Here is a 12404-nt window from a genome sequence, read left to right on the forward strand (position 1 = left end):
TGGCATGCCAATTTGCGTCGGGATTAACCCTGATTTTAGGGGCAGGCCCCTTTCTACCGACTTGCATTTGGGGCTTTGGCTGTAAATTGGGCCCGTTGGCCAATCGGCCCTGCTGCGCGGGGCCCGAGGAAGCAACGCAGCGGAAGCACCACCGATGCGTCGTGTTTCCATCCGTGCAACTGCCTTCATAGGAGCACCGAATGGCTGAAAACACAGCAATGACCCCTCCCCTTCTTCTCGCCCTGGTCTGTGGACTGGTGGCCGTGGCCTATGGCATCTGGGCCAGGGGCTGGATCTTGGCCAAAGACCCTGGCAACGCCCGCATGCAAGAGATCGCCGCTGCCATCCAGGCGGGCGCTGCGGCCTACCTCGCACGCCAGTACAAGACCATTGCCATCGTGGGCGTGGTGTTGGCAGTTCTGATCGGCATCTTTCTGGATGCCACCACGGCCGTGGGCTTTGTGGTGGGCGCGGTGCTCTCGGGGGCCTGCGGGTTCATCGGCATGAACGTGTCAGTGCGCGCCAATGTGCGCACCGCACAGGCGGCCACACAGGGCATTGGCCCGGCGCTGGACGTGGCGTTTCGCGGCGGGGCCATCACCGGCATGTTGGTTGTGGGGCTGGGCCTCTTGGGAGTCACCGGTTTCTTCTGGTTCCTGGCGGGCAATGGCAACCTCACGCCCACCACCCATCTGGCCACGCTGCTCAACCCGCTGATCGGGTTTGCATTTGGCTCGTCGCTGATCTCGATCTTTGCGCGCCTGGGTGGCGGCATCTTCACTAAAGGCGCCGACGTGGGCGCCGACCTGGTGGGCAAGGTCGAAGCGGGCATCCCCGAAGACGATCCGCGCAACCCCGCCGTGATTGCCGACAACGTGGGCGACAACGTGGGCGACTGTGCCGGCATGGCGGCCGACCTGTTCGAGACATATGCCGTGACGCTGATCGCCACCATGGTGCTGGGCGCCCTGCTGGTGGGCTCTGCCGCCATGAGCGCCGTGGTCTACCCCCTGGCGCTGGGGGCCGTGTCAATCATTGCGTCCATCATTGGCTGCTTTTTTGTGAAGGCCACGCCGGGCATGAAGAACGTGATGCCCGCGCTGTACAAAGGGCTGGCGATTGCGGGGGTGCTGTCGCTCATTGCCTTCTACTTCGTCACGGTGTGGATCATTCCGGACAACGCCATCGCCGCCAACGGCAGCCAGATGAAGCTGTTCGGCGCCTGCGCCACCGGGCTGGTGCTGACGGCCGCGCTGGTGTGGATCACCGAGTTCTACACCGGCACGCAATATTCGCCCGTGCAGCACATCGCCCAGGCATCGACCACCGGGCACGGCACCAACATCATCGCGGGCCTGGGCGTGTCGATGCGGTCCACCGCCTGGCCGGTGATCTTTGTGTGTCTGGCAATCCTCTCGGCCTACCAGTTGGCTGGCCTGTACGGCATTGCGGTGGCCGCCATGTCCATGCTGAGCATGGCGGGCATCGTGGTGGCGCTGGATGCCTATGGCCCCATCACCGACAACGCGGGCGGCATTGCCGAGATGGCCGAGCTGCCCAGCAGCGTGCGCGACATCACCGACCCGCTGGACGCCGTGGGCAACACTACCAAGGCCGTGACCAAGGGCTACGCCATCGGCTCGGCCGGGCTGGCCGCGCTGGTGCTGTTTGCAGACTACACGCACAAGCTCGAAAGCTATGGCCGGGCCATCAAGTTTGATCTGTCAGACCCGCTGGTCATCATCGGCCTGTTCATCGGTGGCCTCATCCCCTACCTGTTTGGCGCCATGGCGATGGAGGCTGTGGGCCGCGCGGCCGGGGCCGTGGTGGTGGAGGTGCGCCGACAGTTCAGCACCATCCCCGGCATCATGGACGGCACTGGCAAGCCCGAGTACGGCAAAGCGGTGGACATGCTCACCACCGCCGCCATCAAGGAGATGGTGGTCCCCAGCCTGTTGCCTGTGGTGGTGCCCGTGGTGGTGGGCCTGCTGCTGGGACCCAAGGCGCTGGGCGGGCTGCTGATGGGCACCATCGTCACGGGGCTGTTTGTGGCCATCAGCATGTGCACGGGCGGCGGCGCCTGGGACAACGCCAAGAAGTACATCGAAGACGGCCACCACGGCGGCAAGGGGTCCGAAGCACACAAGGCCGCTGTGACGGGCGACACGGTGGGCGACCCCTACAAGGACACCGCAGGCCCGGCCATCAACCCACTGATCAAGATCATCAACATCGTGGCGCTGCTGATCGTGCCGCTGGTGGTCAAGTTCCACGGGGGGTGACGATTCACAGGGCCAAGAGCCAAGGTAATTGATTGATCCGCATCAAGCCGCGGCGGCAGGCGCTGCGGCTTACGCAAACAATGTTTGACGCCTGCGCCCTCCCTCTTCACCATGGGGGCCAATGCGTTTTTGTTTGAAGGAGACACCGCCATGACCGAACTGGTCGTTCGCCGCCTGTTGATTGACCTGGCCCAGCCCATGGCGCAGCACTGGTGCGGGGGCGATGCGTTTCGCACGGCGCTGTTCAACGCGTTGTCGATGAGCTTTCCGATGGGGGAGCAGTTCTTCATCGATTCCGTGCGAGATGGCCACAAATCCATGCCCCCCGAGCAGCACGCCCGCTATGCCAGCGAGGTGCGCGGCTTTATCGGGCAAGAGGCCACGCACCGGCGCATCCATGGCCTGTTCAACAGCCACCTGGAGCAGCGCGGGCTGCGCAACCTGTGGGCCCAGTCCATCGAAAAGCAGCGCAAACAATTTGAAGGCCTGGACCCGCGCCACGCCCTGGCCGTCACAGCGGCCAATGAGCACTTCACGGCCGTGCTGGCCGAATGGCTGCTGGGCCACCCCGACATGCTCGAAGGCAGCGAAGAGCGCCTGCAAACCCTGTGGCTGTGGCACAGCGCCGAAGAGGCCGAGCACAAGAACACCGCGTTTGACATCTACCAAGCGCTGGGCGGCGACCACCGCTGGCGCATCGTCTGGTTTCGGCGCACCACGCTCATGTTTGTGCTGGATGTGACGCGCCAAACCGTGCACAACCTGCACCGCGATGGCAGCCTGTACCGGCCCAGCACCTGGGCCAGCGCATGGCGCACGCTGATGGGCCCCGCCGGGCTGGTGCGCCACACCTGGCGCCCCTGGAAGGCCTACCTGCGCCGCGACTTTCACCCCAGCCAGCAGGCCAGCGCTTTGTCTGGCGAATGGCTGCAGCGCAACCGCAGCCACTTCACGCTGGTGGGCGAGCGGGGCTGACGCTGTCTGCATCCAGACGCATACCTACCGCTACCAAATTCATAGCTGCTAGCGCTTGACCATTGAGCGCTAGCGGGCATTTTCATCCACACTCCGTCTTCGAAGGGAGAAGGCTGCAGCCCATCAAGCCGCCCGGCCCAGGTCACGCAGGCGCACCGGGCCGCTGCGCTGTTCAATGGCTGCCTGCACCTCTTTGCGCAGGCCCAGTGCAAAGCCCCACTCGGCCACCACAAACAGCGGCCCCACCAGCAAGCCCATGATGTCGTCCACAAACGCGGGTTTGCGCCCTTCGTAGTAGTGCCCCACAAACTGGATCACCCAGCCCACGGCAAACAGGCCCACGCCCCACAGCAGCCACGCTGTAGTCGCCAGCGGCGCCATGGCCTGGGCCAGCGCCAGCATGGCGGCCAGCAGGGCCGCCATCACCAGCCCCAGGCGCAAGTCCAGCCGCAGGTAAAAGGCGCCCGCCGCCACCGCACACACCAGCGCAGGGCTGGCGGGCACTCCCGCCACCCACCACACGGGGCGCGAGAGCAGCAACACCACCGCAAACATGATCATGGGCACGCCCACAAAATGGGTATGGATGTTGCGGGGGTCGCGGTGGTAGGCGGCGTACTGGGCCAGGTGGTCGATCAGGGTTTTCATGGGTGTCTCCGTTCGTTGTTTTGCGCAGGATCGAATGTCTGGCGTGAAAGGCGCTAACGTCTGTCGTGCAGCCGACAAAAATCGGCGCCCGCCCTGCTCCTGACCTCCTCACCGCCATCACCTCTGCCCCCACGACACCACGGCCTTACCCGCCATTTTTAGCCTTAACGGCCTGAACGGCCTCATCGGCCCCGCCAAAGCCCGCTGCTTTTCTTGACCTGCATGACGACCGAAGTCTCCGACCACCTTTTGGCACTCCAATCGGGCCGCTGGTTTGCCCAGCTGCCCGCTGATTTTTCTGACGCCCTGATCCGCATGGGCCGCATCCGCCAGCTGGCCGTAGGCCAGGCGCTGTTTTTGCGGGGCGATGCGCCCTGTGGGCTGTATGCCGTGCTGCGCGGTGCGCTCAGCGTGTCAGGCACCGGCGGGCGGGCCGACGACGCGCGCTCGGCCCTGCTCACCCGGCTGGAGCCGCCCCAGTGGTTTGGCGAAATATCGGTGTTTGACGGCAACGCCCGCAGCCACGACGCCGTGGCGGCCGAGCCCTGCACCCTGCTGCACGTGCCCCACGACGCCCTGCAAGACTGGCTGCGCACCCACCCCGAGCACTGGCACGCCCTGGCCCTGCTGGTGACCGACAAGCTGCGCACCGCCTTCATCGCACTGGAAGACGCCGCCCTGCTGCCAGCACCGCAGCGCCTGGCCCGCAGGCTGGTGATGATGGCCGAGGGCTACGGCCAGTGGAACGCCGGGGGCCTGACCCGCCGGGTGATTGCGCTGTCGCAAGAGCAGCTGTCGCAAATGCTGTCGATCTCGCGCCAGACCACCAACCAGATCCTCAAAGACCTGGAAGCGCGCCAGCTGGTGCGCGTGCAGCGCGGCGAGGTGGAGATCATGGACCTGGCCGGGCTGCGGCGCATCTACGCCTGAGACCTCACCCACCCTCACTATCAAAACAATAGCTGCTGTCGCTTGCTTTACAAGCGCTAGCGGCCATTTTGTTTAATAGTAAGCACGCATTCGATTTCTATGCAGAATGGCACCATGCAACTGAACTACATCGCCAACGCCTCCGTTCCGTCTGCCTCCGGCCGCACGCTTGCGGTGGTGGATCCTTCTGACGGCCAGCCCTTTGACGACATTCAGCGCAGCAATGCCGCCGACATCGACACGGCCGTGCACGCTGCGCGCCAGTGCTACCACGCGGTGTGGCAACGCATGGCCCCGGCAGACCGGGGGCGGCTGCTGCAAAAGCTCTCGGCCAAGGTGCTGGAACATGCCGACGAGCTGACGGCGTTGGAGCAGCGCGACTGCGGTAAGCCCACCAAGCAGGCGCGGGCCGATGCCCTGGCGCTGGCGCGCTACTTTGAGTTCTACGCCGGTGCCTGCGACAAGCTGCATGGCGAAACCATTCCCTACCTGGACGGCTACAGCGTGCTCACCTGGCGCGAGCCGCATGGCGTCACCGGCCACATCATCCCGTGGAACTACCCCATGCAGATCTTTGGCCGCAGCGTGGGCGGCGCGCTGGCGGCGGGCAATGTGTGCGTGGTCAAACCTGCCGAAGACGCCTGCCTGTCGCTGATCCGCGTGGCGCAACTGGCGGCCGAGGTAGGCTTTCCGCCCGGCGCCATCAACATCGTCACCGGCTATGGGCACGAGGTGGGCGATGCGCTGGCACGCCACCCGGGCATCGACCACATCAGCTTCACCGGCAGCCCCAAGGTGGGCACGCTCATCCAGCAGGTGGCCGCCGAGCGCCACTGCCCCGTGACGCTGGAGCTGGGCGGCAAAAGCCCGCAAATCATCTTTGCCGATGCCGACCTCGACGCCGCTGTGCCGGTGGTGCTCAACGCCATCGTGCAAAACGCCGGGCAGACCTGCTCGGCCGGATCGCGCGTGCTGATCGACTCGCTCATCTACGAGCCCCTGCTGGAGCGCCTGGGCCACGCCTTTGAAAAGCTGCGCGTAGGCCCCGCCGCCATGGACCTGGACGTGGGCCCGCTCATCCGCCAAAGCCAGCAGCAGCGCGTGTGGGACTTTTTATCGGACGCACAAGTCGCAGGCATCCCCATGGTGGCGCAAGGCGTGGTGGTGGACGAGGCCCCTGAGGGCGGCTTCTACCAAGCCCCCACGCTGCTGCGCGATGTGCCCGTGGGCCACCGCTTGGCGCAGGAAGAAGTGTTTGGCCCCGTGCTCTGCGCCATGGCCTTTCAGGACGAAGACCACGCGGTGGAACTGGCCAACGCCACGCAGTTTGGGCTGGTGGCAGGCATCTGGACGCGCGACGGTGCCCGCCAGTTCCGCATGGCCAAGCGGGTGCACAGCGGGCAGGTGTTCATCAACAACTATGGCGCGGGCGGCGGTGTGGAGCTGCCGTTTGGCGGCGTCAAATCCAGCGGCTACGGGCGCGAGAAGGGGTTTGAGGCGCTGTATGGCTTCACCACCCTGAAGACCGTCGCCATCAAGCACGGCTGAGCCGAACTGCACTGCGCCAGAACCGACTGAACACGGCCTTGCCATGCCCCTGCCCTCCCCCGCCCCCCGCAAAGCCAGCCATATCCGCCGCGTGACCTACCAGGGCTACGAACGCGAAGACGGGCTATGGGACATCGAGGCCGAGCTGCACGACAGCAAGGCGCACGACATGCCCTCCTTCCGGCGCGAGGGCGTCCGCCTGGCGGGCGACCCCATCCATCACATGTGGCTGCGCGTCACCATTGACCGGCAACTGGTGGTGCACACCATCGAAGCCGCCATGGATGCCCACCCGCTGCAAGACTGCCCCCAGGCCCGCCCCGCACTGCAAGGCATGGTGGGCACCTGCATGGCGCGCGGCTGGCGGCAGGCCATTGCGCAGCACCTGGGCGGCGTGGCCAGCTGCACCCACCTGCGCGAGCTGCTGTTCAACATGGCCACCGCCGCCTTCCAGACCCTGCCCGCAGCCTTTGGCGGCGGTGACCCGGACACCCCGCCCCGCCATCTGGGCCAGTGCACAGGGTGGGACTTTGAGGGCAACGGGGTCAAAGAGTACTTCCCGCAGTTCTACGGGCGCGGGGCGGCCAATGTGCGGCCCTCCAGCCCATCGCACCCTTCAAGCAAAAAGAGCCTCTAGCGCTTACCAATCAAGCGCAAGAAGCTATCAAAAGCAGAGCAAACCACCCTTTACCAGGAGACCCCGCATGCGCGTGCAGAACAAATCCATCATCGTCACCGGCGCTGGCAATGGCATTGGCGAAGGCATTGCCAAGCGCCTAGCCGAAGAAGGCGCCAACGTGCTGGTCAACGACATCAACACCGCAGGCGGCCAACGTGTGGTGGCCGAGATCACGGCGGCAGGCGGCAAGGCTGCGTTCTTCCAGGCCGATGTCACGCAATCTTCCCAAGTCCAGGCCTTGGTGGCAGAGGCCGAGCGCCTGTTCGGCAAGCTGGATGCCATGGTGAACAACGCAGGCTGGACGCACCGCAACCGCCCCATGCTGGAGGTGAGCGAAGAAGAGTTCGACAAGGTCTTCGCCATCAATGTCAAAAGCATCTACCTCAGCGCCATCCACGCCGTGCCCGCACTGCGCCGCGCGGGCGGGGGCAGCCTCATCAACATTGCCTCCACCGCCGGGCTGCGCCCCCGCCCGGGGCTGACCTGGTACAACGGCTCCAAGGGCGCGGTCATCACCATCAGCAAATCGATGGCGGCCGAGCTGGGGCCCGACAACATCCGCGTCAACTGCCTGAACCCCGTCTTCAACCCCGACACCGGCCTGGCAGCAGAGTTTGCAGGCGGCCCGGTAGACGAAGCCCGCCGCGCAAAGTTCCTGGCCACCATCCCGCTGGGGCGTTTCTCCACCGCACAAGACGTGGCGAATGCAGCGCTGTACCTGGCCAGCGATGAGGCCGCCTTCATCAGCGGCGTATGCATTGAGGTGGACGGAGCGCGCTGCGTGTAACCCCCCAAATGACCATGCAGGACTACTACGCCGCCCGCGCCAAGGAATACGACCAGATCTACGCCAAGCCCACGCGGCAGGCCGATCTGCGCCAGATGGAAGCCTGGCTGCCCACCGTATTGGCCGGGCGCAACGTGTTGGAGATTGCCTGCGGCACCGGCTACTGGACGCAGTTTTCAGAACCTGTTCAAAGTCTTTTTGGAGATTGCATTGGAGTGCAATCGGGATGAGTGGATGCCTTGGATGCGCCGCATGGGCTCATGCCCATGCAAGCAGCCGGGGCGTCCAATCGCCCGATTTCACTCCAACCCTTCGGGCAAGTGGCTTGCCGGGCGGTCTGCGTTGTTGCACCGCTTGCCAATAGCACGGGCTATTGGCTGCGCGCTGCGCCTAGCAGCCCATCCCGGCATGACACTTGTGCAACTCCAAAAAGACTTTGAACAGGTTCTCAGACCCCCAGGTGCACGCCGTGCTGGCCATGGACGGGGCCCCGCAAACGCTGGAGATCGCCCGCACACGGGTGCCCGCCAATGTCACGCTGGTGCAGGGCGATGCCTACCAACTGGCCGCGCTGGAGCCGCGCCCCTGGGATGCGGCTTTTGCGGGGTTCTGGTGGTCTCACATTCCACGCCAGCGCATTGCGGCGTTTCTGCAGGGGCTGCACGGCGTGCTGCAGCCAGGGGCCAAGGTCGTTTTCATGGACAACCGGTATGTGCCGGGCAGCAGCACCCCGATTTCAGAGCGTGATGCCGATGGCGACACCTATCAGCAACGCCCGCTGCGCGATGGCTCTGCGCACCGGGTGCTGAAGAACTTCCCTGAGCGCGAAGAGCTTCTGGCTTGCGTGGCACATGGCACAGCCGACGCGCAGGTCCATGAATGGCAGCACTTCTGGGCGCTGGAATACACGCTGCTGCCGCGGTAAAACCACCAGGCGCCCCTCTCGGTCTCAGCCCAGCACTTCGCGCAGGGCCGCGTCGTACAACGAGGTCAGCCGGTCCGTCACCTCCAGCAAGCGCTCGCTGGTGGTGGCCACAGCAGACATGCCCTGGGCATCGGGGTTGCGGCGCATGGCGGTTTCAAAAAACAGCCACTGGGCCTGGCCCAGGTCCAGCTCGGTGCGGATGGCGGCGGTGGACACTGGCGCTGCCGCCAGGGCTTGCAGCGCCTGTTTGAACTCGGCGGCGTCGGCATTCATTTGGGTTTGCGATGCCTTGGGCTCCACGCCCGCAGCCATCAAGAAATAGTGCTTGGCCATGCGCTGCGACAGCATGCGCTGGCGCCCTGCCAAACCCACGAGCTTGGCGCTGGGTGCGCGGGCCAGCTTTTCCAGCGCCTCGGTGGCGGTCTGCGCCGCAGCCATCATGCGGTCGGCCTGCTCGGCCACCGCCACGGCCGATGCCTTGGAAGGCGCCACCGCCGTGAGCGTGTTCAAGATGTTGTACTGCTTTTGCACTTCTTCCAGCTGCCGGCTCAGCTCGGCAGGCCAGGCCCCCGCAGTAGACCCTTTGGCCAGGTCCGCAGCCCCGGCCTGCGCCTGCTTGCGCGCCTTGGCCAACGCTTCCAGGGCGACATCGGGCATCACGCCCAAATGCTGCTGGCAATAGGCCTTGGCCATGCGCTGCGACATCGCCCGGAACGAGCCCGACACGTTGATGGCCGCAGACAGCGCCATCTGCGCCTGCACGGTGGCCGCCCAGGTAGGCAACACCACGCCCGCCGTCACCCATTGCACAAGGCGCCGACGTTGGCGCGACCACGGAACCACGGTTGGATTGCTGCATGTCATGACGGAGCCTGCTTTCTGTCAAAGTAACTGGGGTAAACCCTTGAAGGTCATGAGATTGTCATGACAATGTCAACCCGCTCCGTTGCGCCAGATCAATATGCCGCCAGCAGCCCAAGGCGAAGATCCAGCCAAGTGCACAACCCACCCGCATCTTGACACGGATCAAGACAATGAAGGACTTGCCTGGTGTGGGAAACAGGCCTTCGGGCACAATTCGGCCATGGCTGAACGTGTCATTCCCCTGGTGGACCTGCGCCGCGCTGACTTGGCAGCCCTGGTTCCTTTGCACCCCTCGCAAGCCACTGGCTTGCTAGTGGACACCCTGGGGCGCCCGCTGCGCGACCTGCGCATCAGCGTGACGGACCGCTGCAACTTCCGCTGCAACTACTGCATGCCCAAGGAAGTGTTCGACAAGGACTACCCCTACCTGCCCCACAGCGCGCTGCTGAGCTTTGAAGAAATCACGCGGCTGGCGTCGCTGTTTCTGGCGCACGGGGTGCGCAAGATTCGCCTCACGGGCGGCGAGCCGCTGCTGCGCAAGAACATCGAAGACCTCATCGCCCAACTGGCGCAGCTGCGCACGGTGGACGGCAAGGCGCCGGACCTCACGCTCACCACCAACGGATCGCTGCTGGCACGCAAGGCCAAGGCGTTGAAGGAGGCGGGCTTGAACCGCGTGACGGTGAGCCTGGACGGGCTGGACGACGCAGTCTTCCGCCGCATGAACGATGTGGACTTTCCGGTGGCCGATGTGCTGGCAGGCATCGATGCCGCACAGGCGGCGGGGCTGTCGCAGATCAAGGTGAACATGGTGGTCAAGCGTGGCACCAATGACCACGAAATTTTGCCCATGGCCCGCCACTTTCGCGGCACGGGCACCACGCTGCGCTTCATCGAATACATGGACGTGGGCGCCACCAACGGCTGGCGCATGGACGAGGTGCTGCCTTCGGCCGAGCTGATCGCGCGCCTGCGCGCCGAGCTGCCGCTGGTGCCCCTGTCGCCCAGCAGCCCCGGCGAGACCGCCGAGCGCTGGGGCTATGCCGATGCCAGCGGGCAGTACGACCGCGCGCTGGGCGAGGTGGGCGTCATCAGCAGCGTGACGCAGGCGTTTTGCCACGACTGCAACCGCGCCCGCCTGTCCACCGAGGGCAAGCTGTACCTGTGCCTGTTTGCATCCCAAGGGCATGACCTGCGCAGCCTGCTGCGCAGCGGCGCCAGCGATGCCGACATTGCCGCTGCCATCGCCCCCATCTGGCAGCAGCGCAGCGACCGGTACTCCGAATTGCGCAGCAGCCTGCCCGCCGATGCCAGCACGGGCACGCGGCGGGTGGAGATGAGCTATATCGGGGGATGAGGTGAAGCACCCCCTGAGTCGCCTTCGGCGCCTTCCCCCTCTCTCGCTGCGCGGGAGGGGGACGCAGCCCTCGCTGCGGGGCGGCCCTTGCTTGGCGGCCCTGGCCTGCACAGTTCTGGCGCCAAGGCCACGGGAAGCAGCAGCCTGGGTCCTTTGAAGAACTAAAGAGCAATTCATGATTGACACCCAAAACATCACCGGCCTGGTTCTCGCCGGGGGCCGAGGCACCCGCATGGGCGGGGTGGACAAAGGCCTGCAGAACTTTCGCGGCCTGCCGCTGGCGTTGCACACCTTGATGCGGCTGCAGATGCAGGTGGGCGCCTCATTGGTCAATGCCAACCGCAATCTGGCGGCCTATGAGTCGTTTGGCGCCCCTGTGTGGCCCGATGCCAGCAACGACTACGCAGGCCCGCTGGCTGGTTTTTTGACCGGGCTGGAGCACTGCGAAACGCCCTGGCTGCTGACGGTGCCGTGCGATACCCCGCTGTTTCCGCTGGACTTGGCCGCCCGCATGGCGCAGGCGGCTGACGAGCAACAAGCAGACATCGCCATGGCGGCGGCCCCTGAGGACAACGGCACGGGCCACACCACCGTGCGCACGCAGCCGGTGTTTTGCCTGCTGCGGGTGGACCTGCTGGAAAGCCTGGTGCGCTTCACCCAGGCCGGGGGCCGCAAGATTGACGCCTGGACGGCCCTGCACCTCTGTGCCGTGGTGCCGTTTGACCAACCCGGTGACGACCCCAAGGCGTTCTTCAACGCCAACACGCTGGCCGAGCTGCAGGCGCTGGAACGCGCCAGCTGACCATGCCACACCCAGGTGCCACCTTGGAGCGCACTGCCGTGCAGATACGCCCCCTGCAGGCCAGCGATGCCGTGGCCTACAAGGCCTTGCGCGACGAAGCCCTGCGCAGCGCGCCCGATGCGTTCACCTCCGACTACGAATCCTCGGTGGGTCGGTCTGCCGAAAGCTATGTGGAGCGGTTTGGCAACCCCCCGTCGGGCCAGTTCTTTCTGGGTGCGTTTGACGACAGCGGCGCCCTGCTGGGCTGTGTGGGCTGCGAACGCGAGCAGCGCACCAAACAGCAGCACTGCGCCGTGGTGGTGGGCATGATGGTGTCGCCCCAGGCCCAGCGCCGTGGCATTGGGCAGCAACTGGTGGCAGCCTGCATCCAGTTGGCACGGCAAGTGCCGGGGCTGACGCAACTGGTGCTCACCGTCACGGCCAGCAACACCCATGTGGTGCGGCTGTACGAGCAGGCGGGCTTTCGCGCCTGGGGCCTGCTGCCGGGCGCGATCGTGGTGAACGGCGTGCCTTACGACAAACTGCACATGCTGCTTTTGCTACCCTCGGCGCCCACCCCATCGGTCACCATCGCCACCGCAACGCCCGCAACCTAGAGCACGGCCCG

General features: G+C 65.5%; 13 protein-coding genes. 11 read left to right on the top strand and 2 right to left on the bottom strand.

Features of this window, described 5'->3' with window-relative positions; translation table 11 throughout:
• The first annotated feature begins 200 nt into the window (after positions 1–200).
• Entirely contained in the window at positions 201–2282 is a 2082-nt protein-coding gene (locus CLU86_RS09020) for a sodium-translocating pyrophosphatase (RefSeq protein WP_099741384.1), read from the top strand.
• A gap of 150 nt (positions 2283–2432) precedes the next feature.
• On the top strand, positions 2433–3257 hold the full coding sequence (locus CLU86_RS09025) for a metal-dependent hydrolase (protein ID WP_099743465.1): 825 nt from the start codon (positions 2433–2435) through the stop codon (positions 3255–3257).
• A gap of 123 nt (positions 3258–3380) precedes the next feature.
• Here CLU86_RS09025 and CLU86_RS09030 read toward each other — a convergent pair whose 3' ends face one another.
• Positions 3381–3905, bottom strand: coding sequence for a DUF962 domain-containing protein (locus CLU86_RS09030; RefSeq protein WP_099741385.1), 525 nt, complete (start codon positions 3903–3905; stop codon positions 3381–3383).
• A 222-nt stretch (positions 3906–4127) separates the two neighbouring features.
• Here CLU86_RS09030 and CLU86_RS09035 point away from each other — a divergent pair, with 222 nt between their 5' ends.
• The 6 genes from CLU86_RS09035 (at position 4128) to CLU86_RS09065 (ending at position 8774) form a co-directional block, all read left to right on the top strand.
• Entirely contained in the window at positions 4128–4835 is a 708-nt protein-coding gene (locus CLU86_RS09035) for a Crp/Fnr family transcriptional regulator (RefSeq protein WP_099655756.1), read from the top strand.
• A gap of 114 nt (positions 4836–4949) precedes the next feature.
• A complete protein-coding gene (locus CLU86_RS09040) occupies positions 4950–6383 on the top strand; it encodes an aldehyde dehydrogenase family protein (protein ID WP_099658677.1) in 1434 nt (477 codons plus the stop codon).
• 43 nt (positions 6384–6426) lie between these two features.
• Positions 6427–7020, top strand: a complete 594-nt coding sequence (locus tag CLU86_RS09045; protein WP_099741386.1) for a DUF2889 domain-containing protein — start codon at positions 6427–6429, stop codon at positions 7018–7020.
• 67 nt (positions 7021–7087) lie between these two features.
• Positions 7088–7849 (top strand): SDR family oxidoreductase, encoded by a 762-nt coding sequence (locus CLU86_RS09050; RefSeq protein ID WP_099741387.1) that lies wholly within the window; start codon positions 7088–7090, stop codon positions 7847–7849.
• Positions 7850–7857: 8 nt separating this feature from the next.
• Entirely contained in the window at positions 7858–8079 is a 222-nt protein-coding gene (locus tag CLU86_RS09055; protein ID WP_099741388.1) for a hypothetical protein, read from the top strand.
• Between the two features lie 206 nt (positions 8080–8285).
• The gene (locus tag CLU86_RS09065; RefSeq protein ID WP_233194902.1) at positions 8286–8774 is read left to right on the top strand and encodes a class I SAM-dependent methyltransferase; all 489 of its coding nucleotides are present in this window, start codon (positions 8286–8288) and stop codon (positions 8772–8774) included.
• 24 nt (positions 8775–8798) lie between these two features.
• Here the strand turns inward: CLU86_RS09065 and CLU86_RS09070 are convergent, their stop codons facing one another.
• A complete protein-coding gene (locus CLU86_RS09070) occupies positions 8799–9638 on the bottom strand; it encodes a type IV pili methyl-accepting chemotaxis transducer N-terminal domain-containing protein (RefSeq protein WP_099741389.1) in 840 nt (279 codons plus the stop codon).
• A 220-nt stretch (positions 9639–9858) separates the two neighbouring features.
• Between CLU86_RS09070 and moaA the strand changes: the two genes are divergently transcribed.
• The 3 genes from moaA to CLU86_RS09085 all read left to right on the top strand — a co-directional run bounded on the left by moaA (position 9859) and on the right by CLU86_RS09085 (position 12393).
• A complete protein-coding gene (gene moaA, locus CLU86_RS09075; RefSeq protein ID WP_099741390.1) occupies positions 9859–10995 on the top strand; it encodes a GTP 3',8-cyclase MoaA in 1137 nt (378 codons plus the stop codon).
• A 175-nt stretch (positions 10996–11170) separates the two neighbouring features.
• The gene (gene mobA / locus CLU86_RS09080; protein ID WP_099741391.1) at positions 11171–11797 is read left to right on the top strand and encodes a molybdenum cofactor guanylyltransferase MobA; all 627 of its coding nucleotides are present in this window, start codon (positions 11171–11173) and stop codon (positions 11795–11797) included.
• A 2-nt stretch (positions 11798–11799) separates the two neighbouring features.
• Entirely contained in the window at positions 11800–12393 is a 594-nt protein-coding gene (locus CLU86_RS09085; RefSeq protein WP_099741392.1) for a GNAT family N-acetyltransferase, read from the top strand.
• The last annotated feature ends 11 nt before the right edge of the window (positions 12394–12404 follow it).

Origin of the sequence: Acidovorax sp. 62, from assembly GCF_002754495.1 — a bacterium.
In the GTDB taxonomy this organism is placed as follows: Bacteria; Pseudomonadota; Gammaproteobacteria; order Burkholderiales; family Burkholderiaceae_C; genus Acidovorax.